General features: G+C 64.8%; 26 protein-coding genes, 1 tRNA gene and 2 pseudogenes. 11 read left to right on the top strand and 18 right to left on the bottom strand.

Translation table 11 applies throughout. The features are described 5' to 3' along the window. Positions 1–55 precede the first annotated feature (55 nt). The 4 genes from WS69_RS08450 to hemN all read right to left on the bottom strand — a co-directional run bounded on the left by WS69_RS08450 (position 56) and on the right by hemN (position 2869). A complete protein-coding gene (locus tag WS69_RS08450) occupies positions 56–379 on the bottom strand; it encodes a rhodanese-like domain-containing protein (protein ID WP_059470448.1) in 324 nt (107 codons plus the stop codon). A gap of 14 nt (positions 380–393) precedes the next feature. Beyond that, a complete protein-coding gene (locus WS69_RS08445; RefSeq protein WP_059470336.1) occupies positions 394–1047 on the bottom strand; it encodes a protein-L-isoaspartate O-methyltransferase family protein in 654 nt (217 codons plus the stop codon). Positions 1048–1153: 106 nt separating this feature from the next. Continuing rightward, positions 1154–1411 (bottom strand): hypothetical protein, encoded by a 258-nt coding sequence (locus WS69_RS08440; RefSeq protein WP_059470335.1) that lies wholly within the window; start codon positions 1409–1411, stop codon positions 1154–1156. A 63-nt stretch (positions 1412–1474) separates the two neighbouring features. After that, on the bottom strand, positions 1475–2869 hold the full coding sequence (hemN, locus tag WS69_RS08435) for an oxygen-independent coproporphyrinogen III oxidase (protein ID WP_059470334.1): 1395 nt from the start codon (positions 2867–2869) through the stop codon (positions 1475–1477). Positions 2870–2913: 44 nt separating this feature from the next. On the opposite strand from hemN, the pseudogene WS69_RS35635 reads away from it, so the two are divergent. The 4 genes and pseudogenes from WS69_RS35635 to WS69_RS08420 all read left to right on the top strand — a co-directional run. Then, positions 2914–2985, top strand: a pseudogene (locus WS69_RS35635) (coproporphyrinogen III oxidase); the annotation flags it as partial. Positions 2986–3044: 59 nt separating this feature from the next. Continuing rightward, positions 3045–3365: pseudogene (locus tag WS69_RS08430) on the top strand (YkgJ family cysteine cluster protein); the annotation flags it as partial. Positions 3366–3736: 371 nt separating this feature from the next. After that, positions 3737–4318: a DUF1439 domain-containing protein gene (locus WS69_RS08425; protein WP_059470332.1), complete on the top strand. Its 582-nt coding sequence runs from the start codon at positions 3737–3739 to the stop codon at positions 4316–4318. 76 nt (positions 4319–4394) lie between these two features. Beyond that, entirely contained in the window at positions 4395–5225 is an 831-nt protein-coding gene (locus WS69_RS08420) for an undecaprenyl-diphosphate phosphatase (RefSeq protein WP_059470331.1), read from the top strand. Between the two features lie 103 nt (positions 5226–5328). Here WS69_RS08420 and trmB read toward each other — a convergent pair whose 3' ends face one another. The 3 genes from trmB to WS69_RS33120 form a co-directional block, all read right to left on the bottom strand. Next, a complete protein-coding gene (gene trmB, locus WS69_RS08415; RefSeq protein ID WP_059470330.1) occupies positions 5329–6117 on the bottom strand; it encodes a tRNA (guanosine(46)-N7)-methyltransferase TrmB in 789 nt (262 codons plus the stop codon). A 160-nt stretch (positions 6118–6277) separates the two neighbouring features. Further along, positions 6278–6352 (bottom strand) — tRNA-Gly (locus tag WS69_RS08410). A 235-nt stretch (positions 6353–6587) separates the two neighbouring features. Beyond that, a complete protein-coding gene (locus WS69_RS33120) occupies positions 6588–7232 on the bottom strand; it encodes a hypothetical protein (RefSeq protein WP_156438029.1) in 645 nt (214 codons plus the stop codon). Positions 7233–7769: 537 nt separating this feature from the next. Here WS69_RS33120 and crcB point away from each other — a divergent pair. Both crcB and WS69_RS08395 read left to right on the top strand, forming a co-directional pair. Then, positions 7770–8156: a fluoride efflux transporter CrcB gene (gene crcB, locus WS69_RS08400; RefSeq protein WP_059470328.1), complete on the top strand. Its 387-nt coding sequence runs from the start codon at positions 7770–7772 to the stop codon at positions 8154–8156. Positions 8157–8178: 22 nt separating this feature from the next. Continuing rightward, positions 8179–8538, top strand: coding sequence for a DUF190 domain-containing protein (locus WS69_RS08395; RefSeq protein ID WP_059470327.1), 360 nt, complete (start codon positions 8179–8181; stop codon positions 8536–8538). 4 nt (positions 8539–8542) lie between these two features. Here WS69_RS08395 and WS69_RS08390 read toward each other — a convergent pair whose 3' ends face one another. After that, complete coding sequence (locus WS69_RS08390) at positions 8543–9106, bottom strand: YggT family protein (RefSeq protein WP_059470326.1); 564 nt, start codon at positions 9104–9106, stop codon at positions 8543–8545. Positions 9107–9188: 82 nt separating this feature from the next. Next, the gene (locus WS69_RS08385) at positions 9189–10193 is read right to left on the bottom strand and encodes a Rossmann-like and DUF2520 domain-containing protein (RefSeq protein ID WP_059470325.1); all 1005 of its coding nucleotides are present in this window, start codon (positions 10191–10193) and stop codon (positions 9189–9191) included. Positions 10194–10619: 426 nt separating this feature from the next. Here WS69_RS08385 and WS69_RS08380 point away from each other — a divergent pair, with 426 nt between their 5' ends. Together WS69_RS08380 and WS69_RS08375 are read left to right on the top strand one after the other, a co-directional pair. Then, complete coding sequence (locus WS69_RS08380) at positions 10620–10910, top strand: hypothetical protein (RefSeq protein ID WP_059470447.1); 291 nt, start codon at positions 10620–10622, stop codon at positions 10908–10910. Positions 10911–11075: 165 nt separating this feature from the next. Next, positions 11076–12059, top strand: a complete 984-nt coding sequence (locus WS69_RS08375) for a threo-3-hydroxy-L-aspartate ammonia-lyase (RefSeq protein ID WP_059470324.1) — start codon at positions 11076–11078, stop codon at positions 12057–12059. A 169-nt stretch (positions 12060–12228) separates the two neighbouring features. Here the strand turns inward: WS69_RS08375 and WS69_RS08370 are convergent, their stop codons facing one another. Together WS69_RS08370 and WS69_RS08365 are read right to left on the bottom strand one after the other, a co-directional pair. Then, the gene (locus tag WS69_RS08370; protein WP_059470323.1) at positions 12229–12906 is read right to left on the bottom strand and encodes a LysE family translocator; all 678 of its coding nucleotides are present in this window, start codon (positions 12904–12906) and stop codon (positions 12229–12231) included. A gap of 38 nt (positions 12907–12944) precedes the next feature. Further along, a complete protein-coding gene (locus tag WS69_RS08365) occupies positions 12945–14504 on the bottom strand; it encodes a UbiD family decarboxylase (protein ID WP_059470322.1) in 1560 nt (519 codons plus the stop codon). Between the two features lie 580 nt (positions 14505–15084). Here WS69_RS08365 and WS69_RS08360 point away from each other — a divergent pair. Then, a complete protein-coding gene (locus WS69_RS08360) occupies positions 15085–16188 on the top strand; it encodes a lytic transglycosylase domain-containing protein (RefSeq protein WP_059470321.1) in 1104 nt (367 codons plus the stop codon). 451 nt (positions 16189–16639) lie between these two features. Here WS69_RS08360 and WS69_RS08355 read toward each other — a convergent pair whose 3' ends face one another. From WS69_RS08355 to WS69_RS08320, 7 genes are all read right to left on the bottom strand, one after another. Further along, entirely contained in the window at positions 16640–17833 is a 1194-nt protein-coding gene (locus WS69_RS08355) for a pyridoxal phosphate-dependent aminotransferase (protein ID WP_059470320.1), read from the bottom strand. Positions 17834–17894: 61 nt separating this feature from the next. Beyond that, on the bottom strand, positions 17895–18332 hold the full coding sequence (nusB, locus tag WS69_RS08350; protein ID WP_059470319.1) for a transcription antitermination factor NusB: 438 nt from the start codon (positions 18330–18332) through the stop codon (positions 17895–17897). Then, entirely contained in the window at positions 18329–18853 is a 525-nt protein-coding gene (ribH, locus tag WS69_RS08345; RefSeq protein WP_059470318.1) for a 6,7-dimethyl-8-ribityllumazine synthase, read from the bottom strand. The genes nusB and ribH overlap by 4 nt, the downstream gene beginning before the upstream one ends. Positions 18854–18933: 80 nt before the next feature. After that, positions 18934–20070, bottom strand: a complete 1137-nt coding sequence (ribBA, locus tag WS69_RS08340; protein ID WP_059470317.1) for a bifunctional 3,4-dihydroxy-2-butanone-4-phosphate synthase/GTP cyclohydrolase II — start codon at positions 20068–20070, stop codon at positions 18934–18936. 456 nt (positions 20071–20526) lie between these two features. Then, positions 20527–20841, bottom strand: coding sequence for a CcdB family protein (locus WS69_RS08330; RefSeq protein ID WP_059470315.1), 315 nt, complete (start codon positions 20839–20841; stop codon positions 20527–20529). Continuing rightward, entirely contained in the window at positions 20841–21149 is a 309-nt protein-coding gene (locus WS69_RS08325; protein ID WP_226382764.1) for a type II toxin-antitoxin system CcdA family antitoxin, read from the bottom strand. Before WS69_RS08325 ends, WS69_RS08330 begins: the two co-directional genes overlap by 1 nt. Positions 21150–21407: 258 nt before the next feature. Then, entirely contained in the window at positions 21408–22388 is a 981-nt protein-coding gene (locus tag WS69_RS08320; protein ID WP_059470314.1) for a LysR family transcriptional regulator, read from the bottom strand. Between the two features lie 128 nt (positions 22389–22516). Between WS69_RS08320 and WS69_RS08315 the strand changes: the two genes are divergently transcribed. Together WS69_RS08315 and WS69_RS08310 are read left to right on the top strand one after the other, a co-directional pair. Beyond that, the gene (locus tag WS69_RS08315) at positions 22517–23446 is read left to right on the top strand and encodes a cupin domain-containing protein (RefSeq protein WP_059470313.1); all 930 of its coding nucleotides are present in this window, start codon (positions 22517–22519) and stop codon (positions 23444–23446) included. Between the two features lie 182 nt (positions 23447–23628). Continuing rightward, positions 23629–24564: a VOC family protein gene (locus tag WS69_RS08310; protein WP_059470312.1), complete on the top strand. Its 936-nt coding sequence runs from the start codon at positions 23629–23631 to the stop codon at positions 24562–24564. Positions 24565–24643: the final 79 nt, after the last annotated feature.

Below are 24643 nucleotides of genomic sequence, written 5' to 3'. Positions count from 1 at the left end.
GAGCGGGAAGATCACGCGAAGCGGCGCGCGCTGCGCGCGCCGCCGCGATGCGCGGTCAGTAGCGCGGCACCGACGGATCGACGTCGCGCGACCACGCGTCGATCCCGCCTTGCAGATTGTAGAGCTTCGTGAAGCCGCGCGATTCGAGGAACATCGCGACTTGCGCGCTGCGCATCCCGTGGTGGCACACGCAGACGATCTCCGCTTCGTCGTCGAGCTCCTCGCTGCGCGCGGGAATCTGCTGCATGGGGATCGACACGCTGCCGTCGATCTTCGCGGTCGCGATTTCCCAGGGCTCGCGCACATCGAGCACGACGGGCGCCGGGCGCGCCGGGTCGCGCAGCCATTCGGCGAGGGCGGACGCGGTCAGGATTTGCATCGGCATGTATCGACTCAGAACTTGAAGCGCGACGGCTCGATCGCGTTGACGAGGTGGTCGACGTAGGTTTCGAACACGTCGGCGACGCGGTATTGCTTCTCGTCGATGCGCGTGATGATCTGCGCCTTCATCACCGGCCGGCCGCCGACGAACGCGGCGAGGCGGCCGCCCACCTTCAGTTGCTCGAGCAGCTCTTGCGGAACGACGGGCAGGCCGCCCGACACGCAGATCACGTCGTACGGCGCCTTCGCAGGCCAGCCGCGCGAACCGTCGCCGAGCGCGACTTCGACGTTCGTCACGCCGTTCTTCTTCAGATTCTCTTCGGCGAACTTCGCGAGCGCCGGATCGATCTCGACCGTCGTCACGCGCTGGCCGCGCGCGGCAAGGAGCGCCGCCATGTAGCCGGAGCCTGCGCCGATCTCGAGCACGTTCTCGTGCTTCTTCACCGCGAGTTCCTGCAGGATGCGGGCCTCGACGCGCGGAAACAGCATCTTCTGGCCGCTCGGCAGCGGCAGCTCGATGTCGGCGAAGGCCAGGTCGCGGTATGCGGCCGGCACGAAGTTCTCACGCTTGACGACCGACAGCAGGCCCAGGACGTCCAGATCCAGTACATCCCAAGGACGGATCTGCTGTTCGATCATGTTGAAACGTGCTTTTTCGATATTCATGGTGTCATGCTGCCTGGACGGCAATCGGGCGGGGGACGAAAAACTCCCGAATTGTACCAAACGGGGCCGCGGTCTTGCCTTTGGAGCGACTGCAGCGCGAAACCGGCTAGCGCTTGCTGTTCTTGATCTGCTGCTCGAGTGCGGCGTCAAACTTGCTGACCTTGCGCGGCTTCTTCGGGCCGAGCTCGTCGACGAACGCGACGAACTCCTCGAGCGGCAACGGCTTGGAGCGCTTTTCGGCCGCGCCGCTCGAACGGTCGACGAGGTAGAAGAGGCCGCCCGGCATGCCGACCGCCGCATATTGCGCATTGCCGGTGCGGGTTTTCAGGCGTTCGACCGCGCGGGTCGCTTGCGTGGTGCGCATCGTGCGTGGAAACGGAGTGCGATGAAACCGTCACTGTATCAACAACGCGGGCTGAGCGCGCGGTCAGACGGTCTTCGAATAGCGAGTTTCGGGCGCGTCCGACAGGTATGCGTCGAACACCATCGCGATGTTGCGCACATACAGGCGCCCCGCCGGGTGAAGCGTCAGACGATCGCGGCCGATCGACAGCAGGCCGTCGCGCTCGAAGCCGCGCAGCGTGTCGAGCTCGCGCGCGAACTTGTTCGCGAAGCGGATGCCGTACGCCGCCTCGAAATGCGAGAACGGCAGTACGAGATTGCACATCAGGTGCGTGATTACGTCGCGCCGCAGCCGGTCGTCGGCGCGCAGCTTCACGCCTCGCACGATCGGCAGGCGCTGCTCGGCGAGCGCCGCACCGTAGCGCGGCAGCTCCTTTGCGTTTTGCGCGTAGACGTCGCCGACCTTGCCGATCGACGACGCGCCGATGCCGATCAGGTCGGCGTCCGCGCGCGTGCTGTAGCCCTGGAAGTTGCGCTGCAGCGTGCCGTTGCGCTGCGCGCGCACGAGTTCGTCGCCCGGCCGCGCAAAGTGGTCCATTCCGATGTACACGTAGCCCGCGCGGGTGAGCCGCTCGATCGCGAGACCGAGGAGCGCGATCCGTGTCGCGGGCGGCGGCAGCGCGGTGTCGTCGATCTGGCGCTGCATCTTGAACAGATGCGGCATATGCGCGTAGCCGAACACCGACAGCCGGTCGGGCTCGAGCTCGGCGATCGCGTCGAGCGTGCGCGCGAAGCTCGACACGGTCTGGTGCGGCAGTCCGTAGATGAGGTCGATGCTGATCGAGTGGTAGCCGGTCGCGCGGGCCGCGCGGACGAGGTCGGACGTCATCTTGAGCGGCTGCACGCGGTTGATCGCGCGCTGCACGTCGAGATCGAAATCCTGCACGCCAAGGCTCACGCGGTTGAAGCCGATCGTGCGCAGATGGACGAGCGTCGCGGGCGACGCAGTGCGCGGGTCGATCTCGATCGAGAACTCGCCAGCACGGTCTGACGCGAGCGTGAAGTATTCGCGAGTCGCCGCCATCAGCTCGGTGGTTTCGGCGTCCGACAGGAAGGTCGGCGTGCCGCCGCCCCAGTGGAGTTGCGTGACGGTGCGCTCGGGATCGAAGAGCGCCGCCTGCAGCGCGATCTCGTGCTTCAACTGGTCGAGATAGGGGCGCGCGCGCTTGCGGTTGCGGGTCGCGATCTTGTTGCAGCCGCAGTAGAAGCACGTGGTCGCGCAAAACGGGATATGAAAATAGAGCGACAGGTCGCTCGCCGACGCGCCCGGATCGGCGGCCGCGCGGATGTAGTCGGCGGGATCGAAATCTACGCTGAACTGCGGAGCGGTGGGGTAGGACGTATAACGAGGGCCGTTCGCCGTGTACTTGGCAAGCAGGTCAGGGCGAAACAGCGCTTCGGACGGGATCGGCTGCGTCATGCTGGAAGCTCGAATCGTGCTCTGTGACGCCGTTCAGTATATAAATCGGCGGTTTCATTGAATTGTGTAATAACGTCGCAGCGGCCGATGGCACAATACGGATTCCGCGCGCCGCCGGCCGGCTTGCCGTTCGGCGTTTGCGGCGGTTGTCGTGGCTTTTGGGGTATTTGATGTGATGATTGGCGAAGTTGTCGTGAGTTCGCGGAAGACGTCCGCGCACGCGTGTCGCGAAGGCTGCGGCGCGTGCTGCATCGCGCCGTCGATCTCGAGCCCGATTCCCGGCATGCCGAACGGCAAGCCGGCCGGCGTGCGCTGCGCGCAGCTCGTCGACGGCGAGCGCTGCGCGATTTTCGGCCGCCCGGGGCGGCCCGCGTGCTGCTCGGGCCTGCGGCCGAGCGACGAGATGTGCGGCGCGACGCGCGCCGACGCGCTCGCCTGGCTTGCACGGCTCGAAGCCGAGACGCGGCCTGCGGCGCCGCTCGCCCCAGCAGGAGAACAAGATGGCACGGACGATCTGGGCGGTGCTCGCCCATGACAGGCCGTACCGGAAGGACTACGTAAGCGTGAAGCCGGCTTGAACGGCTCACGCGAGGTAGAAGTTCAACGCTTAACACAGGGTGAACGTCGAAAGGTTGCGCAGTAATCGAGTGTGATGACAAGCCAGGTAGGACCGGGACTCGCTAAACCTGCATGCCGTGTAGAGCTTCGAGCTCGCCAGGAGAATGAGGTGCGAGTCAGCGTATTTCATAGGGGTCCGCAGCGGGCAGTATCGGCTGCAACAAGGCCGAATATAGAGCTGCAGCCCATCCTGTCAAGTCTGACCACACGAAAACTGTTGCAAACGGGACGCGTTCATATAGATTCAGCATGACCCAGACGAGCGCGCCGGGCCGGCGCCGCTTCCTGATCGCCGTGTGTGCGGCCGCGGGCGTCACCGTGTCGCTTGCCGCGTGCGCGTCGACGTTCCCGTTCATCCCTGATCACTACACGTTCTCGCAAGGTGACGTGCAACGCGCGGTCGCTCGCAAGTTCCCGTATCGGAAGACGGTCGCGCAGGTAGTCGACGTCGCGCTCGCGAATCCGGCGGTCGGACTGCTGCCCGACCAGAACCGGGTCGCAGTGCGCCTCGACGCGCGCTTCGAGAGCCCGTTCCTGCGCGAGCCGGTCAACGGCAAGTTCACAGTGTCGGGCCAGCTCGCGTACGACGCGCCGAGCCGCTCGGTCGTGCTGAAGGCGCCCGCCGTCGACAGCGTGAACGTCGACGGCGACGCGCAGACGTATACGCAGCAGATCGGTGCGGCGGCGGGCCTCCTCGCGACTCAATTGCTGACCAATTATCCGATCTATACGTTCAAGCCGGAACAGCTGCAATTTGCCGGCGTGAATTACGAACCCGGTACAATCACAATTCTTACAAACGGCATACGCGTGGCGATCGTCGAAAAGTGACGTCGCGCCGCGCGCGGCCGGAGCGGCCGCGGCGGTTCCGTGGCCTCGGTTGACTCACTTCGGAAGCGGGCCACGGATGGATTGGATACTGATTTGCAAAGCGCTGGCGCTCGGCATCATTGAGGGGCTGACTGAATTCCTGCCGGTGTCGAGCACCGGCCATTTGATCGTCGCGGGCAGCTTCCTGCGTTTTCATTCCGAACAGGCGAAGACGTTCGACGTCGTGATCCAGTTCGGCGCGATTCTCGCCGTGTGCTGGGAATACCGCCGCAGGATCGTGGACGTCGTGACCGGCCTGCCCGCCCAGCGCGAAGCGCGGCGCTTCGTGATGAACGTCGTGATCGCGACGCTTCCGGCGATCTCGCTCGCGCTGCTGTTCGAGAAGACCATCAAATCGGTGCTGTTCGCGCCGGTGCCCGTCGCGGTTGCGCTTGTCGTCGGCGGCGTGGTGATCCTGTGGGTCGAGGGGCGGCGGCGCGAGCGGGGTGCGCCGGCGCGCGTGCAGTCGATCGATGCGCTGACGCCGCTCGACGCACTGAAGGTCGGCCTCGCGCAGTGCTTCGCATTGATTCCGGGGATGTCACGGTCCGGCTCGACGATCATCGGCGGGATACTGTTCGGCCTCGATCGGCGCGTCGCGACCGAATTCTCGTTCTTTCTCGCGATCCCGGTGATCTTCGGCGCGACGCTGTACGAGACAGCAAAGGATTGGCGCGCATTCGACGCCGATTCGATCGGCCTCTTCTCGATCGGCCTCGCCGCCGCCTTCGTCAGCGCGTTCGCGTGCGTGCGCTGGCTGCTGCGCTACGTCGCGTCGCACGATTTCACCGTGTTCGCGTGGTATCGGATCGCGTTCGGGCTGTTCGTGCTGCTCGTCGGCTATAGCGGCTGGATCGAGTGGACGTGAGGCCGCAGCCGCGGTTCTCGCACTGAACCAGCCGATATGCGGCGGCGGTGCGCTCGCCGCTGCAGACCTTCGTTCGACCGGATTCGCCGGTCGGTGCCGCGCGTCAGTCCGCGCGCTTCTTGAATACGAGATCCCACACGCCGTGCCCGAGCCGCAACCCGCGGCGCTCGAACTTCGTCACCGGACGATAGTCGGGGCGGGGCGCATAGCCTTTCGCGGTGTTCTCGAGCGTCGGATCGGCGCCGAGCACCTCGAGCATCTGTTCCGCATAGTTCTGCCAGTCGGTTGCGCAATGCAGGTACGCGCCCGGCTTGAGCCGCGTCGCGAGCTGCGCGACGAACGGCGGCTGGATCAGCCGGCGCTTGTGGTGGCGCGCCTTGTGCCACGGGTCCGGGAAGAAGATGTGGACGCCGTCGAGACCGTCCGGCGCGATCATGTGCTCGAGCACCTCGACCGCGTCGTGCTGGATGATCCGGATGTTCGTCAACTGCCGCTCGCCGATCAGCTTCAGCAGCGCGCCGACGCCTGGCTCGTGCACCTCGACGCCGATGAAGTCGTCGCCCGGGCGAAGCGCGGCGATTTCGGCCGTCGATGCGCCCATCCCGAAGCCGATCTCGAGCACGCGCGGCGCGCGGCGACCGAAGATCGCGTCCCAGTCCGGCCGTGCACGCTCGTACGGGACGACGAAGCGCGGGCCGAATTCGTCGAGCGCGCGGCGCTGGCCGGTCGACACGCGGCCGGCGCGCGTCACGAAGCTGCGGATACGGCGAAGATGGAGCGGGTTCGATTCGTCGTCGCCGGCTGCCGGAGTGGCGTCGGTCGCCGGTGCGGAGGCGGCGTCGTTGGCGTCGTCGTGCGGCACGCCGGGAGCGTTCGGATCGTCGTGAGTCATCGTGGCAATGAAAGGCGAGTGGCGGGCCGGGTGCCGCGGCGCGCAGGGCGGCGTCGCGATCGACGGGCCGCCCGGTACTGCGTACGAAATAAGAAAAAGCCGCCTTCGACGAGGCGGCTTCGCGTGCTTCGGCTGCGGATGGCATCCACGGTCGGGAAAGTGGAGCGGGCGATGGGAATCGAACCCACGTCATCAGCTTGGGAAGCTGAGGTAATGGCCATTATACGACGCCCGCGGAATGCGCGATTCTACTGGGGTTTGGGTGGGGAAGGCAAGCGGGGGATTCTGGGCGGCGGCATCGAAACTGGCATCGCTCGATGGGGGGGCGGTGGCATCGCTGATGGTGAACGAGTAGGAGGGCGGGATCGACCGCGAGCGCTGGCTTGCTGTCCGAGCTGCGATGCAGCTCGGGTTCACTGGGGGTGTCAGGATTTTCGTGTTCAAGGCGGGTGTACTCACACCTCGCGCCTTCAAAGAAGATGCAAGTCCTGAAAACGGACCATGCCTTGCTTATCTATCGAGTAAGTCACCAAGCGAAAATTAAGCTCATCCGCGGTGACATCAGTAATATGTTCCATCGGATGCTCAGACACAACGATAATCTGAGTTACTTGCTTTCCTGTAAATTGCCTCGTCGGAGAAACGTGAACCGAAAGCTGGCCAATGGCAGTATAGATACTGTGAGTGTCAGTGCGGGTCTTTACCTCAAAAAGCAATGCGTGCTTCTTTTTCTCAGCTACCAAGTCGATCTCACGGGATTTGTAAATTTTGTCTTCGCCGATAAATTCTTTGCGCAGAGCTTCAACGATCTTGCCATGATTTGATTTGGCGTAGGCGCGCTTGGGTTTGGATGATTTCCGTCCTCCGGTGAATTCTTTGAAGTATTCCTCGAGCTTGTCAAAGCCAGTTTTATTGGACTGCCTTCCTTCGTCGGTGGACGATGAGTTGGAATCAGTGCTGGGTTCCCCGTTTGCCTCTCCACCACGCACCGAATCACGTAGCTCAATAGCAAATTCACCTATGTCTCGAAGCAGGCTCGTCGAATGAAGGTCGGTAATTAATAATAATTCAATCGACTTGCAGCCGGATTGCGCATCTGTAACGTATGATGTCATAGCCTCAAAAGCGATATCTTTGGGAATTCGGTTGATGACGGCGATGATGCCGCGGTGTGCAAGGGAAATTTACCAGTTTAAACATCTTCCAGAAATGCGCCGCCGAGACTCTTCTTAATCTTATCTAGGGCATAGTTAAATTGAAGATCAATGAAAAGCGTGTGCTTGGCGCTGTATTCGCCACGATCAAATTCAATAAGATGGAGTAGTCTGTTTGAATTCTACGGACTAGCGGAAAATTTATGAATAAGAGATTGGCGCGGCGAGAGAATTCACCGAGCCCATTTCGATCGCCGGAAAATGGGAATTATTGTCCATCGGGAAACGATGGGATGGTTTGACGGGTAGGGCCGGCCGATTGCCGGGCAGCCGGAAATCCGCATAAAGTTGAGCGTGCGCAGCCGGTTCGGGCGCGTCCGGCGTCCCGTTGCGCCGCGCCGGCACGTTGCGCCGCCGCACGTCCGGGGCGGGTCCCGCGCCTGCCGCGCGGCGAGGACGTCGCACGGATCTTCTCTTCGTCAATCGTGAGGTGCGGCCTTGTTCTATTCGATCGTCGCGATCTTCGTCGGCGCCGGGCTCGGCGCGCTGCTGCGCTGGTTCCTGAGCCTCGGCCTCAATGCGCTCTTCCCCGAAGTGCCGCTCGGCACCCTCGCGTCGAACCTCATCGGCGGCTATCTGATCGGGATCGCGGTCGTCGCGTTTACCACGAGGGCGGGGCTGCCGCCTGAATGGCGACTCTTCGTGATCACGGGCTTCATGGGCGGGCTCACGACGTTCTCCACCTATTCGGTCGAAGTGATGACGCACGCGACTCAGGGCGAGTTCGGCTGGGCGCTCGCCGTGGCTGCCCTACACTTGATGGGTTCGTTCACATTGACGGGGCTCGGCATGTGGACCGCGCGGGCGTGGCTCGCGCCGGTCTGATCCGGCCTGGGCGGAGGCGGCTATGGACGGGGTCTTCCTGCGTTTTTACGTACACGAGAATCACCGGCTGCACTGGAAGCCGCTCTGGGAATGGCTGCTCGAGGAAGCGAACCGGATGGGCGTCTCGGGCGGTTCCGCATTTCGCGCGATGGCGGGGTTCGGCCAGCATCGGGTGCTGCACGAGGATCGCTTCTTCGAGTTGCAGGGCTCGCTTGCGATCGAGGTCGAATTCATCGTCACGGAAGACGAGGCGCGGCGGCTCATCGCGCGCGTGTCGCGCGAGAAAGTGCGCGCGTGCTACGCGACGATCCCCGCGCACTTCGGCGTGATCGACAATCTCGGCGACGGCGCGCCGGCCGCCGCCGCGCCGCCGAACGAATAGCGCGTCAGATCCCGAACAGCGTGAGCGACACCGCCGCGCGCGTCACGATCATGATCAGCACCTGGACGATCACGAACAGCAGGATCGGCGACAGGTCGATGCCGCCCAGGTGCGGGATCAGCCGGCGCAGCGGGTTCAGGAACGGCGCCGTGAGCTGATACAGGATCGCCATCGCGGGCGAGCGCGGGTTCAGCCACGACAGCAGCGCCATCAGGATCGTCAGCCACAGCACGAGGTTGAGCGCCCATTTCACGACGGTCAGCAGCGCGACGATGAGAATCGTCGGGATGATCGACAGCGCGTCGACGCCTGCCATCGTCACCATCAGCGCGACATAGACGAGCGACGTGACGAGTGCCGCGACGACGCTCGCCCAATCGACGCCGCGCACGCCCGGGACGATATGCCGCAGCGGCAGCACGAGCCAGTTGGTCGCCTGCAGCACGGCCTGCGTGACGGGATTGTAGGGCGGCACGCGCACGGCCTGCAGCCAGACGCGCAGGATCAGCGCTGCGCCGAACAGTGTGAAAACGGTATTGAGCAGAAAACGGGCGATCTCGCCGAACATCGTTTGAATCCTTTTCTTTATCCAGTCCAGTCGGTAGCGTGCCGTCGCCGCCCGCAGGCGGCGCGCATCGGGCGTCACCTTATCACGGCTCGTCGCGGGCGGGGCGTGCGAGGCCGAGCGAACGGGCGAGCGACGCGTCGACCGCGTGCTCGAGCGCGTCGAGAGACGGGGGCGGCGACGCGCGCTTGCGCGCGAGCGCGACCGCGCGGCGGGTATGGAGCGCGTAGAGCGCCGCGTGGTCGCCGCCGAGCGACTCGAGGAGCGCGAGCTGTCGCTCGACGATGCCGACGTCGCCGCGCGACACGGGCCCCGCGAGTGCGTTCGCGAGCCCCTTGTCGCGCGCGGTCTCGATCGTGCCGGCGAGCATCGGCAGAAGCGCGCGCAGCGCGTCGTCCTCGGCGAAGCCGAGCGAGTGCCACAGCTCGACGCATTCGGCGAGGTTGCCAAGCGCGAAGCTCGCCGCGTAGTTGGCGGCCGCGTGATAGAGCATCCGGCCGCCCGCCGGGATCGACAGCGGATGGCAGCCGAGCGCGGCGGCGAGCGCGACGAGCAGATCCTTCAGCGCGCCGTCGGCCTCGATCGTCACCGAGCAGCCGTCGATCCGCGCGAGATCGGCGTCGCCGCCGCCGAACAGGTAGAGCGGATGGAAGCCGCCCGTCGCCGCGCCTTGCGCACGCGCGGGGGCGAGCAGATCGACGCTCGATGCGCCGCTGCAATGCACGAGCGCCTGCTCGCCCGCGCGCGCCGGCGCAAAGCGCAACTCGGCGGCGATCCGGCCGAGTGCGTCGTCGGGCACGGTGACGAAGATCAGGTCGGCGGCGTCGACGACCGCCTGCGGCGAATCGACCGCTGGGCAGCGCGCGCCGTGCGCCGCGCTGCCGCTGTCGCGGTCGGAGCGTGCGGGGTCAGCGGCGTCGCGCGCGGCTCGGTCGGCGTCGATCTGCGCGGCAAGTGCGGCGGCCGATGCGGGCGAGCGGCTCGCGATCGCGGTGACGGCATAGCCGGCGCGCGCGAAGCGGCGGGCGACGCAGCCGGCAAGGCGGCCCGCGCCGATGAAGCCGATGCGGGGCGTGGCGGACAAGGCCATGGATGCGATCCTGGATCTGCGGCAAACCGTCAGTATCGCGTATTCGGCGGCAGCAGCGTTCGATCCAGCCCCGGAAGACCGCCGGATTTTGGGGGACGGAATGCGCGGCGAGATGCGTCCGTGTCGCGCGGGCCACATGCTGTCTCTAATTTGTAATCGTTCATTACCGGTCTCCGAACGGGCGGCGTGGTGCGGCGCACGGCGTCTCCCGCGATTCTTCGCAATCCGCCGAATTGCAGCCGGACCGCGTTCGCGCGTCCGTGTCCGGTCCTGCGCGCCGCCTTGCCACGGGGCTTTGCGCTATTGCAATTTGCAACAAATGGGCGTGGCTCGCGATGCCGGATTTCGCTACATTCGTCTCATACGGCAAACAAGCCGTCGCTGTCGATGCGGCGGGCGCTGACGCCCGCTGCCAGGAGAACCAAAGTGAAAAAGCTCATTCCGTTGATCGCCGTTGCCGCACTGGGCCTGGGCGCTGCGAGCGCTGCCCGGGCGCACGTGTCGATCGGTGTCGGCATCGGGGTGCCGATCGCGCCGGCGTATCCCGTTTATGCCGCGCCGCCGCCCGTTTATTACGCACCGCCTCCGCCGCCCGTCGTCTACGCGCCGGCGCCCGCGTACTACGCGCCGCCGGTCGTCGTCGGCGGCTACTACGGCTACGGACGCCCGTACTGGCGCCATCACGGCTACTACGGCCGTCCGCACTGGCGTTATTGATTGCTGACGTCGACGCGCCGCCTGGCCGGCGGCGCGCCTGATGCTGCGGCGCAGCACGGCAATGGTTCGTGCCGCGCCGTTTTTCTTTTCGGGGCTGCTGCGCGAATCGAGCGAAGCTGGGACAATGGTCGTTCCCTTGTCCAACGCGTTTTCCTGCTCGCCGCCATGCCTGTTCAATCCGCTTCCGGCCTCGCCATCCCGACCTTCGACGACGTGACCGACGCGGCCGCCCGGCTCGCCGGCGTCGCGCATCGCACGCCCGTCCTCACGTCCAGCACTGCCGACGCGCGCACCGGCGCGACGATCTTCTTCAAATGCGAGAACTTCCAGCGGATGGGCGCGTTCAAGTTTCGCGGCGCGTACAACGCGATCTCGCACTTCGACGCCGAGCAGCGTCGCGCGGGCGTGCTCACGTATTCGTCCGGCAACCATGCGCAGGCGATCGCGCTCGCCGCGCGCCTCGCGGGCATTCATGCGACGATCGTGATGCCGCACGACGCGCCCGCCGCAAAGGTCGCCGCGACGAAAGGCTACGGCGGCGAAGTCATCACCTACGATCGCTACACGGAAAGCCGTGAGGAAATCGGCGCGCGGCTCGCGCACGAGCGCGGGATGACGCTCGTGCCGCCGTACGACCATCCGCACGTGATCGCCGGGCAGGGGACGGCCGCGAAGGAAATGATCGACGAAGTCGGCGAACTCGACATGCTCGTCGTGCCGCTCGGCGGCGGCGGGCTGATTTCGGGCAGCGCGCTGTCGGCGGCGGCGCTCGCGGCCGGCTGCGCCGTGATCGGCGTCGAGCCGGAAGCGGGCAACGACGCGCAGCAGTCGCTTGCGCGCGGCGAGGTCGTGCATATCCCGGTGCCGCGGACGATCGCGGACGGCGCGGCGTCGACGCACGTCGGCGAGTACAACTTTCCGATCATCCAGAAGCTCGTCAAGCGGATCGTCACGGTTAGCGACACGCAGTTGATTGAGACGATGCGCTTTTTCGCGGAGCGGATGAAGATAGTCGTCGAGCCGACCGGCTGCCTCGGCGCAGCGGCGGTGCTCGATGGCGTGCTGCCCGTCGCGGGCAAGCGCATCGGCGTGATCCTGAGCGGCGGCAACGTCGATCTCGCGCGCTACGGCGAGTTCCTGCGCGGATGAGTGAGGGCGGGCGGCTTGCGGCGTGTCGCGTCGGCAGGCCGGACGCGCGAGCGGCGGGGCGGTCGGTTCATCGAGGCGACCGGCCGGCCGGATGAGTCGGGCTGCGCATGCGGTTGCACGAGCGGCTCGAGCTCCTGACTCCGGCCGCGTCGTCTGAGCCGAGCCAGCGTCAAGCCGCCACGTTCAGAATCAGGTCGCGATAGCCGCCGACGATCACGCTGTACGAGAAATACGCAAAGAGCAGCGCCGACACGACGTGACACGCGCGCATCAGTCTCGCGCCCGCGTGCTTGCGGCCCTGGCTCGCGAGTGTGCAGAGAAAGAGCGTCCACGCGAGCCCGCCGAGGAAGAATCCCGACAAGAACACGGATGCCGTCGCGGGCGTCGTCGCGCCGGCCTTCGCGATCAGCGCGCCGCCGACCGCCGCGAACCACAGGATCGCCGACGGCGACGACATCGCGAGCAGCATTCCGCGCGCGAAATTGCGCCACGTGCTCGGCTGCACGAAAGCGGCGCACGTGTCGTCGTCCACGGCGTCGCGCGCCGGTTCGGGAAAGAGCGCCTCGCGCGCCATCTTCCACGTGAGGAACAGCAGCACCGCGCCGCCGCCGAGCCATACGACCCAGCGCACCGCTTCGAACTGCAGCAGCACGGCCATCCCGGCGAGCGCGAGCGCCGCATAGACGAGATCGCCGACGCACGAGCCGACGCCGAGCCAGAAGCCCGGCCGGAATCCGTGCGACAGTGTGAGCGACAGCATCGCGACATTCACGAGGCCGATGTCGAGACAAAGCGAAAGCGACAGGAAAAAGCCGTCGGACAGCATCGACGTAGGGGCGAAGCTCATGGTGCGTCGTCGTTATCGAAGATTGGAGAAGCGGAAGCTCACGACAAGCCGATGTCGGTCCATAGACGATCGACACGCGCCTTCACGGCGGCGTCCATCTCGATCGGCCGGCCCCATTCGCGCTGGGTTTCGCCTGGCCACTTGTTGGTCGCGTCGAGTCCCATCTTCGAGCCGAGGCCCGCGACGGGCGACGCGAAGTCGAGATAGTCGATCGGCGTGTTCTCGACGAGCACGGTGTCGCGCGCCGGATCGACGCGCGTCGTGATCGCCCAGATCACTTCCTTCCAGTCGCGCACGTTCACGTCCTCGTCGACGACGACGATGAACTTCGTATACATGAACTGCCGCAGGAAGCTCCAGACGCCGAACATCACGCGTTTCGCGTGGCCCGCGTAGCTCTTCTTCATCTGGACGATGGCCATCCGGTAGCTGCAGCCCTCAGGCGGCAGATAGAAGTCGGTGATCTCGGGGAACTGCTTTTGCAGGAGCGGCACGAACACCTCGTTCAGTGCGACGCCGAGCACGGCCGGCTCGTCGGGCGGCTTGCCGGTGTAGGTCGAGTGGTAGATCGCGTCGCGGCGCATCGTGATCCGCTCGACGGTGAAGACCGGAAACCATTCCTGCTCGTTGTAATAGCCCGTGTGATCGCCGTACGGGCCTTCGAGCGCGTGCTCGTAGCCGGCCGTGGCGCCCGCAGCCGGCCGCGGCGGTGCGCCTTCGGGGGCGGGCGCCGGCGTGCCTTGCTGCGGATGAATGAAGCCTTCGAGGACGATCTCCGCGCGCGCGGGCACCTGCAGCGTGTCGACGCCGGGCGTCAGGCATTTCGCGAGCTCGGTGCGCGCGCCGCGCAAGAGGCCGGCGAACTGGTATTCGGACAGCGTGTCGGGCACGGGCGTGACGGCGCCGAGCGTCGTTGCCGGATCGGCGCCGAGCACGACGGCGACCGGATACGGCTGGCCCGGGTTCTTCAGCGCGAATTCGCGGAAATCGAGCGCGCCGCCGCGATGCGCGAGCCAGCGCATGATCAGTTTGTTGCGTCCGATCAGTTGCTGCCGATAGATGCCGAGATTCTGGCGGGTCTTGTTTGGCCCGCGCGTGACCGTCAGGCCCCAGGTAATGAGCGGACCCGCGTCGCCCGGCCAGCAGGTCTGGATCGGCAGCTTGTGCAGATCGACATCGGCGCCTTCCCAGACGATTTCCTGGCACGGCGGCGCGGGCACCGTCTTCGGGCCCATGTCCCACACGGCCTTCGCGAGCGACAGCAGCTTGCCTGCGTCCTTCAGGCTCTTCGGCGGATCGGGCTCCTTGAGCGCGGACAGCAGCCGGCCGATGTCGCGCAGCGACGCGAGCGCCGCGTCGTCGTCGGCATCGACGCCCATTCCGAGCGCGACGCGCCGCGGCGTGCCGAACAGGTTGCCGAGCACCGGAAACCGGTAGCCGGTCGGCGCGTCGAACAGGAGCGCGGGCCCGCCCGCGCGCAGCACGCGGTCGCAGAGTTCGGTCATTTCGAGGACGGGCGACACGGGCTGCATGATGCGCCGCAACTCGCCGAGCTGTTCGAGGCTGCTGATGAAATCGCGTAAGTCTTTGTATTTCATGAAGGATATCCAGGCCGCGCGCGACAGGCGGCGGCGGTGGGGGCGGGCACGGCGTCCGCCCGGAAACGAGCGCCGATTTTACCCGGCCGGACGGCCAGGCGACGGAAACGTAAAAAAATGGCGGCGGATCCGAACGCCAGACGGCGCGCGGCTTCCGATTCCGACCCGTAACAAATCATTACTTTTTGTTATGAAAACGTATTTCTATAGTGTTGACGATCTATAAAACCCTGCTAGAATCCGCTCACATTGGTTGCAGGTCCCAGTGTTGAACCATCAATCCCCGGTCCTATAGACGCAACGCGTCGCCGTCCGCCGATACCTGCACGGCCTTCTGACGGTCTGTTTGTTGTCCTAGCCAGCGCCCAGTCGACGCTGGTTTTTTGCGTAGGAGCCTCGCGCGTCCGCCTGCCGCAAGTGCAGGCCCTGTTTCGACGTGGCTCCGAACGGTACTTATACCGTTTCTCCGATACCGATGCGGTCTGACCAAGACGCTCGGTGTCTTGATTCCGCGGCAGCGCGCCATGTCTCGCCTCGAGAACCGAGCGAGCCGCACGAATCATGCCCGTGGAGGATCTGAATGAACGCTTGGTTATCGTGGCGTCCCAGTGAGCGGCATGCGCAGATATTTCGCGCAGCGCTGCGTCGCGGGACGCGTGTCAGTCACCATCTATTGAGCGTGGTCGGTTGCTGTGCGGTTGCGATCGCGCTCGTGCTGTGGCTGCTGCCCAACGTGCGCGGCACGCTCGCAGCAAAAATGATGCCGTTCGTGTCGGCTGCGGTTCAGGCCGGTCCAGCGCGGCTCCTCAGCGGCCATCCGTTGCCGACCTTCGGCCCGGCGAACGCCGACGAAGGCGAATCGATCAATGCGGATGCGGCGCCTGCGGCAACGGCCACGCCCGCCGACGTCGGCGCGGCGCTCGACGCTGTGCGCAACGGCCCGTCGCCCGTGTCGCTCGCAAAACTCATCCCGACGCAGCGGGTCGCCGCCGACGCGCGCGACGACCGCGTGCTCGCGTCGAACCGCGAACAGGCGCTCGTCGCCACTTACCTCGCGCGCCGCTACCGCGTTGCGCAGGAGCCCGTCGGCCAGCTCGTGAAGACGGCGTTCCAGACGGGCCGCGACGTCGGGCTCGATCCGCTGCTGATCCTCGCCGTGATGGCGATCGAATCCGGCTTCAATCCCTACGCCGAAAGCGGCGTCGGCGCGCAGGGCCTGATGCAGGTGATGTCGAAGGTTCATTCGGACAAGTTCGAATATTTTGGCGGCACCGATGCGGCGCTGCAGCCGCTCGTCAACATCCAGGTGGGCGCGCTCGTGCTGAAGGACTGCATCGCGCGCGGCGGCTCGCTCTCGGGCGGGCTGCGTCTGTACGTCGGCGCGACGACGCCCGACGACGGCGGTTACGGCACGAAGGTGATCGGCGAGCGCGACCGGCTGCGCGATGTCGCGCGCGGTCGCAAGGTGTCGATCTATGCGTCGCAGCAGCCCGCGCAGGGTGCAGTGACGGTCACGACGGTGTCGACGTCGGGCGCGACGCAAAAGCGCGTGCATGCGACGCTCGACGGCACGCGCCCGCTGACGATCAAGGCTGCCGCCGCGCCGAAGGCGCCGCAGCAGGACGATGCGAGCGTCGACACGGCGGCGAAGCACGATACCGCGGCTTCGGAGCTCGGCACCTGACGGGTGGCGATTGCATGCGCCGGAGCGGCGCGCCGCGCCGATCGCGCGAAGATTGTGGAAGACAGGGAATCATCGAAAGGGCCGAGTCCGGTGTTAGACGGGACTCGGCCTTTTTCGTTTTGGCGGGCCGGAGCGGCGACGTGTCTCGGGCGCAACTAACTGCAGGCGGGGCGATCGCGTGTGATGGCCCCGCCGATTTGTTGCAAATCGTTGCGGTTGCGACAGGCCCGGCCCAAGACCTAGGCTGAAGTCCGAAGCGCAAATCGCCAAGCTCAGGTTCAAGGCGAGCGGCGTGGCGAAAAGCGCGAAACAGAAAGTGGAAGGCGAAAGAGGCGAGGAGCAGGATGGCGACGCGCGCGAAACTTGCCACGCGCGACCGTCGTGATCGGCAGCAACGACAGGTGTCGGTACGTGCATGCAGGGCCGCGCCCGTGCCGAGCCTCCTGCCGCCCTACCGCCCGAACAGCTTGCCGAGACGCTCGACCGCTTCTTCGAGCCGCGAGTACGCGGTCGCGTAGGACAGCCGGATATAGTCGTGCGGCGCATGAACGCCGAAATCCATCCCCGGCACGAGCACGACGCCCGCATCGTGCAGCATCGCGTTCACGAGCGCGGCGCTGTCACCTGCCGCAGGATGCGCGACGCCGCCGCATTGCGCGTATACATAGAACGCGCCGTCCGGCATTACCGGCACCTCGAAACCGAGCGATTCGATCGCCGGCACGATGAAATCGCGGCGGCGCTTGAATTCCGCGCGGCGCGCCTCGTAGATCGCGAGCGTGTCCGGTTCGAAGCATGCGAGCGCCGCGTGCTGCGCGAGCGCCGACGGGCAGATGAACAAGTTTTGCGCGAGCTTCTCGAACGTGCCGACGAGCGCCGGCGGCACGACGAGCCAGCCGAGCCGCCAGCCCGTCATGTTGAAGTACTTCGAGAAGCTGTTGACGGTGACGACGTCGTCGCCGAACGACAGCGCCGAGACGGGCGCGCCGTCGTAGCTCAGGCCCTGGTAGATTTCGTCGACGATCGTGAAGCCGCCGCGCGCACGCACGGCATCGATGATCCGGCCGAGCTCGGCGGGCTCGAGCGACGTGCCCGTCGGGTTCGACGGCGACGCGAGCAACACGCTGCGCGTGCGCTCGCTCCAGCGCGCTTTCACGTCGTTCGCGGTCAGTTGGAAGCGGGCTTCGGGGCCGCTCGGCACGAGCACCGCGCGACCTTCGGCTGTCGCGACGAAGTGGCGGTTGCACGGATACGAAGGATCGGGCATCAGCACTTCGTCGTCACGGCCGACGAGCGCGAGACACGCGAGCAACAGCGCGGCCGACGCCCCCGCCGTCACGATGATCCGCTCCGGCGCGATCGGGAGACCGTACGCGCGCGCATAGTGCGCGGCGATCGCCTCGCGCAGCGGCGCGATGCCGAGCGCGCTCGTGTATTGCGTGACGCCGCGCCGCAGCGCCGCGGCCGCCGCCTCGATGACGGGTTCCGGCGCGGTGAAGTCCGGCTCGCCGATGCTCATGTGGATGATGTCGCGGCCGGCGCGCTCGAGCACGGCGGCTTCCTTGACGATCTCCATCACGTAGAACGGCTCGATCGCGTCGACGCGCGACGCGAGCCTCAGGAGCGAATCGGCAGCGGTGTTCATCGTCGAATCAAAACGTTGGAGAAAGCGGAAAGCGGGCGCGCGCCGCGCGCCCGCGAAGGGGTTACGCGTCGCGTCGCGCCTGCGTTTCGGCCGGGCGCAGCTTGACGGAAAGCTTGTCGAGCACGCCGTTCACGTACTTGTAGCCGTCCGAGCCGCCGAACGTCTTCGCGAGCTCGACGGCTTCGTTGATGATCACGCGATACGGCGTGTCGATCTGATGCGTGAGCTCGTACGTCGCGATCAGCAGCACCGCGCGCTCGACGGGCGACAACTGGTCGATCGGACGGTCGAGACTCGGCGAGATCGCTTCGGCAAGCGCCGCGTGCTCGCGGATCACGCCGTGCAGGACCGTGTCGAGCAGCGTCTTGTCGGCCTTGTCGTAACCCAGCGCGCCGCGCAATTGCGCGTCGATCTCGCCCGGCGCCGCGTTCGACAGCAGCCATTGATACAGGCCCTGCGTCGCCAGCTCACGCGATTGTCGGCGGGCGCTCTTCTTCATGCGCGCTCCTCTTCGTCTGCGTCGTCCTCGTCTTCGTCTTCGTCCTCTTCGTCGTCGCTCAATTGATCGAGCGTCATCGTGAGGTTCGCCATCTCGACGGCGACGCGTGCGGCATCACGACCCTTCTCGGTCATCCGGGCGATCGCCTGCTCGTCGGTTTCGGTCGTGAGTACGGCGTTCGCGATCGGCGTGTTGAAGTCGAGCGCGATGCGTGTGATGCCCGCGCCGCTCTCGTTCGACACGAGCTCGAAGTGATAGGTCTCGCCGCGGATCACCGCGCCGAGCGCGATCAGCGCGTCGAACTGATTGCTTTCCGCGAGCTTTTGCAGCGCGAGCGGGATTTCGAGCGCGCCCGGGACGGTCACGAGCAGCACGTCTTCGCCAGCGACGCCCAGGCGCTCCAGCTCTTCGACGCACGCGTCCGCGAGGCCGTTGCAGACGGGCTCGTTGAAGCGCGATTGAACGATGCCGATACGCAGGCCATCGCCTTCGAGGTTCGGTTGATATTGTCCGATTTCCATGTTCTTTCCGTGGTGTGGATGAGCGGTGATAGGGGCTGCAGCACAGGCTGACAACATTACGACACTACGACACGAGACCGTTATGCGGCGTCGGGCGTCGACGTCGCGCCGCCCGGCATCGGCGCGAAGCCGGTGACTTCGAGGCCGTAGCCGGACATGCTGCCGAGCTTGCGCGGATTCGACAGCACCTGCATCTTGCCGACGCCGACGTCGCGCAGGATCTGCGCGCCGATGCCGAACGTCTTGAAATCGACCGGCCGGCGCTTGAGCGCGGCCGCCTTCTCTTTTTCGTCGAACGCGAGGAACACGTCGACGAGATGCTCGTTCGTGTCGCCGCAGTTCAGGAGCACGATCACGCCGAGCTCGCGCGCGGCGATTTCCTTCATCGCGGCGTCGAGCGTCCACGAGTGGGTCGAAATGCCGGTCTCGAGCAGGTCGAGCACCGACAGCGGCTCGTGCACGCGCACAGGCGTTTCTTCGTGCGGCGCGGGCGTGCCGCGCACGAGCGCGATGTGCGGCGAGCCCGTCGGATGATCGCGGTACAGCACGGCTTTGAACGGGCCGTGCGCCGTCTGCATCGTGCGCTCGGCGACGCGCTCGACGATCGATTCGGTGCGGCTGCGATAGTGGATCAGGTCGGCGATCGTGCCGATCTTCAGGCCGTGCTCCTTGCCGAATTCGATCAGGTCCGGCAGGCGCGCCATCGTGCCGTCGTCCTTGATGATCTCGCAGATCACGGCGGCGGGCGTGAGACCCGCGAGCGCCGTCAGGTCGCAGCCCGCCTCGGTGTGGCCCGCGCGCACGAGCACGCCGCCCGGCTGCGCCATGATCGGGAACACGTGGCCCGGCTGCACGATGTGCTCGGCGCGCGCGTCGTGCGCGACCGCGGTCGCGATCGTGCGCGCGCGGTCCGCGGCCGAGATGCCCGTCGTCACGCCTTCGGCCGCCTCGATGCTGACCGTGAACGCGGTGCCGTACTGGGTGCCGTTGCGATACGTCATCAGTGGCAGGTGGAGCTGCTTGCAGCGCTCCTGCGTGAGCGTGAGGCAAATCAGCCCGCGGCCGTAGCGAGCCATGAAGTTGATCGCTTCCGGCGTGACGAACTCGGCGGCGAGCACGAGGTCGCCCTCGTTTTCGCGGTCTTCTTCGTCGACCAGGATCACCATCCGGCCGGCTTTGAGCTCGGCAATGATGTCGGGCGTGGAGGCGAGCGTCATAAAAGGATCGGGGAAGGGAAAGCGCATATTTTACGCCACGCGCGTCGGGTTTTAGCCGAACGCGGCGCGACAGCCGGCCGCGTCGGCCGAACGGCCGATGGCGGCGCGCGCGACGATGCGGCCGGAGCACCGCGCAGCGGACGTTCGGCGGGCGTCGGCGCGCGATATCCGGCGGGCGGCGCAGATGCGAAAAGGGCGCGATGGGTGCGTCGATCGTCCGATCGCGCGCACGCATCGCGCCCCGGGCGCGCCCGGCGGAACGCCGCGCGCCGCGCCGGTTCACGCTTACTTCGGCGCCTTCATCATCCGCTCGACATAGCGCGCATCATGTTGAGTTCAGCCGGAGATGCTTGTCCCGCAAAGCGTACGATTCAGAGGTGCTTGCGTATACCGTCAGAAATATCGTCGTGACGCGATGTCTTCAGCAAGACGTAGATTGACGCGAATTCTGACACCTCACCGTTCGCCAAACAATCGGTCGAGCGCCGAAATGATTTCATCCTGTCGATGTACGGGCGAGCTAACCGGCTGGGTCAGCGCGCTGCGTGGAATTGCGGCGAGCGTTGGGGTATCGAGCATGCACTCAATACCCTCAATGATGACCACGGGGATCAGATCAGGCGGAAGCGGCACCGTGGCGATCCGGTCCAACCGGCGTAGCGGGATGACCACGCGAGTTGCCAGTCCGGACAGATGATTTCCTTGGACCTCGACGACATATGGCGCACCAGGGTGTCCACCGGGGTTGGAGAATACGTCGAAACGGGCCATCAGAACGTCCGGTACTGAGCAAGCGGCAGGCCGTCGCGCTCGACCATGTCGTTGTAAGCCTGGATAAAGTCCGTATATTTGATCGCCCACTGACGATCCTTCTCCACCTGTACTGCCTGCCGGATTGCCCGCTCGCACGTCTGCGAAAAGTTGATCCCGAGTTCCTTCGCGTCCTTGTAGACGTCCTCGGGCAGGCTGATGTTGGTAGCCCGGCGCGGGATGGTGTCGGTTGCCGTATGCTCGTTCCTTTGATGTTGGAATTTATGCGCACTATAGTCCACATAAATGTGCTCATCCGTGATGCTCATGTTTGTGGTCCCAAAAGTCGGCATCTGACGCCTATCGCCAGCCCTGACGATGATCTCCCGAGCGGCAACAAGCGATCCCTTCTCGAGTGGCCGACCATCTGCTAGGGTCTGTTCACATTCTCACCAGCGGCCCAAAGGCGCGGGCAAGCGAGGCGAAGGCGAAATTTCAGGGGAAGCTCAGTTCCTCGCTTTCATCAGCTTCGCGCTTATTGTCGATGGACTTGGATAGTGTGAACACGCCCTAATAGCGGAGGTGCGTCATCTATTTCGTGCAGCTACTTGCAAGAGGTGCGCAACGAATCGTGTCAGCAGTGGAGTTTCTGCCTGAAATTTTGGCAAGTAAACGCACGTTCGAAGCGTGATCCGCGGACGAAACGGCACGGTACGCAGGGAGGGAAAGATCTGCTCCGAAAGCGTTTCCGGGTTAATCAGCGCGACGCCGAGGCCCTGCTCGGCAAGGCAGCAGGCCGTCAAGCTGTTTCCGGCCGCCACAGCGATCCGCATTGGTACGTGAGCCTGATGGAACGTTGCTTCAACGAGTTGCGTGGTGGGGGACTGAGCACTGAGCGTGACGAGAGGTACGCCATTGAGATCGGCAGGGCGTATCAATCGGCGGGTGGCCAACTCATGATCTTTGTGCACCACTGCCACAAGTGCGACCTTTGAGATGTCCCGGGTCTCGCACAGCTGCAGGATTCGCGCGTCGACGTCGCGTACGGGTGGCGTCGTCACGCCCACGTCGATCTCGTGATTCGCCACCATGCTGAGGATGGTGGCAGTGCGGTTGGAATTGACCTCTGCCTGAATATCGGGGAATTCGCGGAGCGTGCGTTGCAACGCTTCAGGGACCAGATGCGCCAGGGCCGCTCCCCCCGAAGCGATCACGATACGCTGCGGACTCTGAATGGAAGGGCGGCGAAGCTCGTTGCGAGCGTATTCTAACTGGTTCAGCGCGCGTTGAATCGCAGGGAACACACGTTCAGCTTCCGCCGTCGGCTGCAGTCGCCCCCCCACCTTCGCGAAAAGTTTTACACCCGCTTCTCGCTCGATGACCGCTATTGCCTTGCTCACCGCCGCCATCGATATGGCAAGGCGCGCGGCTGCCTCTGCCATGCCGTTGCTCGTCATCATGGCTGCAAAAATTTCCATGTGTCTGGCACTAATTGAGGCGAGTTGCATGATCGAGGTGACGTTCGGCGTATCGAAGATGACTTGACCGTAGGTTAAGTGATTTTCCATTGTTTTCAAAAATGACCGTCCATAGAATTTTTCGCAACACAGCGCGGTGTGGGCAGCGAACTGCCCAGGGTTGCTCAGACAGGCCACCCCATCCCTCACGACACCACAGCGAACGGGACGAGACGAACATGGAATTCCAGAACGCGCAAGCAGAGATGCGGTCCTTCATTGGGAAGCACCATCACAAGACGTTCGACTGGGGCGCGTGTACATTCAATGAGGGGTATCCGCAGCTGGCTCGTGCGCAGATGCGCTATGTTGGCGCGGGCGGGTCGCCGAAGTCCGACGACCCAGATACGCTCAAAGCAAAGCATTTCACGGTGAGCCTCGTGAGCCAACCGGTCGGCAAATATGCGTCAAGCCATTCGCACGAAGTCGAAGAGTCGTTTCTCGTTTTGGGCGGTGTGCTCACGGCCGTATGGCTCTGGGGCGACGAGGCGATAGAGGCGCGGCTTGGCCGAAAGGACCTGTGTCTAAATCTGCGTAACCGTGTTCACGGCTTCAAGAACGAAGGTTTCGAGCCGGTGCTCGCTTCGATCAGCGTCGGCAGCGGCAAGCCGTTGCCGACGGCATTTGCGATACATCCGCGCGATGGCGATCCCGAACTTGCTGCCCGCTTCGGCGCCGCACTCGGAAAGACCTACGATTTTGATCCGGAGAGCGACGATCCGCGTCACCGTGAACTATCCAGGCATCTGGTGCGCCATAGCCAGCAGCCGGTGATTCGCATGCCAGGCTTTTCAAAGAAAGTACATGTGGGCGAGGGCGGCGCGCCGGCCGGCACCTATCGCATGGATCTCGTCCATCTTGCTCCCGGGGAAGGCATTCAATTTGATGAGCGGAATGTCGAGGATGCTTATCTCGTCATCGACGGTGTGGTGACGGTGGGCTGGGAGCTGGGGAGCCAAGTCGTCGAGCAGAGATTGGGTGTGCATGATCTGATCTTCAATCCGGCCGGACGGCCGCATTATTTCCGTAACGACGGTTGTGAGAACGCGCAGTTCATGATGACCATCGGCAGCGGAGCACTGGAAAGTGTCGACTTCCGTGCAGCGTGAGGCAGGCATGAGCGGGACCGTTCCGTTGTCGTTGAATACCGGACGAGTGCACCGAGAGTGGGAAGTATGCGCTGCGCAGAGTTCCCTGCAACCCGGAGCGTGTTGCTGGGCGATTTCTTTTGCGTGACGCAACGCGAGCGGCCGGAAGCTGTCGTGTCGTGTGTGTCGAACGGAGCGTCGAAATGATCGAACGTGTTGCTGTCCAGAGTCTGCGTGGTATTGCCGTTTGTGCGCCCAGCGCAACGATTTCCGCACCGTTTTTTCGTGATCAGTGGGGGCTTGCCAAAGTACCGGCGGCGCAACCGGAAACTGTCTATTTTCGCGGAACACTGGGCGAGCAGTGGATATATGCGCTGCGCGATGCTGCTTACCACGGCATCGACTATCTCCATTTCGCGCTGGTGGACGCGATGGCCGTCGACCGCTTCTACGAGCAATTGCAGGCCGATGGCGTTGTGGTTGGCACGCCTCCCGCACGACTTGCGACACCCGGCGGCGGCTATGGATTCGATGCGATCGATCCTGAGGGGCGCCGTCTGCGATTCTCTTCCGATGTTGCGTGTCATCCGGAGACGGAAGACCGTGTGGCCCAGCCGAGCAAGATCAGTCATGTCGTGCTCAATTCGCCCGATCTTGCCAGGATGGAGCGCTTCTATTGCGACGTGCTGGGTTTTCGCACGAGCGACTATTCGGGCGAAATGATGGTGTTCCTGCGTTGCACGTCTGACCATCATTCGATTGCCTTCAACAAGGGGCCGTATCCAAGCCTCAATCACGTCGCCTTCGGAATGCCGAGCCTCGACAGCTTCATGCGCGGTATTGGACGCATGAGAGCGCAGGGCCAGACACCTGCGTGGGGGCCGGGCCGTCACGGGCCAGGCGACAACACGTTTGCGTACTTTGTGTCTCCTTCGGGCTTCGTAATCGAGTACACGTCGGAAGTACAGCAGATCGACGAAGCCACCCATGTGCCGAAGATCTGGCCGCGTGACAAACCGGATGCCATGGACCAATGGATGACGGCCGGGCCGCCCCCGGCCGCCTTGCGCGCGGTTATGCAGGGTCGTGCCGAGGCGGCCTGGACACGGCAGCAACTCGCTCGAGGCGGGAAAGACTAGGGTCTGTTCACATTCTCACCAGCGGCCCAAAGGCACAGGCAAGCGAGGCGAAGGCGAAATAGTTGCCTGAAAGCTTGTC

Origin of the sequence: Burkholderia sp. BDU5 (genome assembly GCF_001522845.1) — a bacterium.
Taxonomy (GTDB): domain Bacteria; phylum Pseudomonadota; class Gammaproteobacteria; order Burkholderiales; family Burkholderiaceae; genus Burkholderia; species Burkholderia mayonis.
The sequence above is the reverse complement of the archived record's forward strand: the minus strand, read 5'-3'. Positions and strand labels throughout refer to the sequence as shown.

What these genes read in the sequence shown, in the direction of transcription:
- WS69_RS08450 (WP_059470448.1), bottom strand. Translation starts at nt 379, where the DNA reads ATGCAAATCCTGACCGCGTCCGCCCTCGCCGAATGGCTGCGCGACCCG.
- WS69_RS08445 (WP_059470336.1), bottom strand. Translation starts at nt 1,047, where the DNA reads ATGAATATCGAAAAAGCACGTTTCAACATGATCGAACAGCAGATCCGT.
- WS69_RS08440 (WP_059470335.1), bottom strand. Translation starts at nt 1,411, where the DNA reads ATGCGCACCACGCAAGCGACCCGCGCGGTCGAACGCCTGAAAACCCGC.
- hemN (WP_059470334.1), bottom strand. Translation starts at nt 2,869, where the DNA reads ATGACGCAGCCGATCCCGTCCGAAGCGCTGTTTCGCCCTGACCTGCTT.
- WS69_RS08425 (WP_059470332.1), top strand. Translation starts at nt 3,737, where the DNA reads ATGACCCAGACGAGCGCGCCGGGCCGGCGCCGCTTCCTGATCGCCGTG.
- WS69_RS08420 (WP_059470331.1), top strand. Translation starts at nt 4,395, where the DNA reads ATGGATTGGATACTGATTTGCAAAGCGCTGGCGCTCGGCATCATTGAG.
- trmB (WP_059470330.1), bottom strand. Translation starts at nt 6,117, where the DNA reads ATGACTCACGACGATCCGAACGCTCCCGGCGTGCCGCACGACGACGCC.
- WS69_RS33120 (WP_156438029.1), bottom strand. Translation starts at nt 7,232, where the DNA reads ATGACATCATACGTTACAGATGCGCAATCCGGCTGCAAGTCGATTGAA.
- WS69_RS08395 (WP_059470327.1), top strand. Translation starts at nt 8,179, where the DNA reads ATGGACGGGGTCTTCCTGCGTTTTTACGTACACGAGAATCACCGGCTG.
- WS69_RS08390 (WP_059470326.1), bottom strand. Translation starts at nt 9,106, where the DNA reads ATGTTCGGCGAGATCGCCCGTTTTCTGCTCAATACCGTTTTCACACTG.
- WS69_RS08385 (WP_059470325.1), bottom strand. Translation starts at nt 10,193, where the DNA reads ATGGCCTTGTCCGCCACGCCCCGCATCGGCTTCATCGGCGCGGGCCGC.
- WS69_RS08375 (WP_059470324.1), top strand. Translation starts at nt 11,076, where the DNA reads ATGCCTGTTCAATCCGCTTCCGGCCTCGCCATCCCGACCTTCGACGAC.
- WS69_RS08370 (WP_059470323.1), bottom strand. Translation starts at nt 12,906, where the DNA reads ATGAGCTTCGCCCCTACGTCGATGCTGTCCGACGGCTTTTTCCTGTCG.
- WS69_RS08365 (WP_059470322.1), bottom strand. Translation starts at nt 14,504, where the DNA reads ATGAAATACAAAGACTTACGCGATTTCATCAGCAGCCTCGAACAGCTC.
- WS69_RS08360 (WP_059470321.1), top strand. Translation starts at nt 15,085, where the DNA reads ATGAACGCTTGGTTATCGTGGCGTCCCAGTGAGCGGCATGCGCAGATA.
- WS69_RS08355 (WP_059470320.1), bottom strand. Translation starts at nt 17,833, where the DNA reads ATGAACACCGCTGCCGATTCGCTCCTGAGGCTCGCGTCGCGCGTCGAC.
- nusB (WP_059470319.1), bottom strand. Translation starts at nt 18,332, where the DNA reads ATGAAGAAGAGCGCCCGCCGACAATCGCGTGAGCTGGCGACGCAGGGC.
- ribH (WP_059470318.1), bottom strand. Translation starts at nt 18,853, where the DNA reads ATGGAAATCGGACAATATCAACCGAACCTCGAAGGCGATGGCCTGCGT.
- ribBA (WP_059470317.1), bottom strand. Translation starts at nt 20,070, where the DNA reads ATGACGCTCGCCTCCACGCCCGACATCATTGCCGAGCTCAAAGCCGGC.
- WS69_RS08330 (WP_059470315.1), bottom strand. Translation starts at nt 20,841, where the DNA reads ATGGCCCGTTTCGACGTATTCTCCAACCCCGGTGGACACCCTGGTGCG.
- WS69_RS08325 (WP_226382764.1), bottom strand. Translation starts at nt 21,149, where the DNA reads ATGAGCATCACGGATGAGCACATTTATGTGGACTATAGTGCGCATAAA.
- WS69_RS08320 (WP_059470314.1), bottom strand. Translation starts at nt 22,388, where the DNA reads ATGGAAAATCACTTAACCTACGGTCAAGTCATCTTCGATACGCCGAAC.
- WS69_RS08315 (WP_059470313.1), top strand. Translation starts at nt 22,517, where the DNA reads ATGGAATTCCAGAACGCGCAAGCAGAGATGCGGTCCTTCATTGGGAAG.
- WS69_RS08310 (WP_059470312.1), top strand. Translation starts at nt 23,629, where the DNA reads ATGATCGAACGTGTTGCTGTCCAGAGTCTGCGTGGTATTGCCGTTTGT.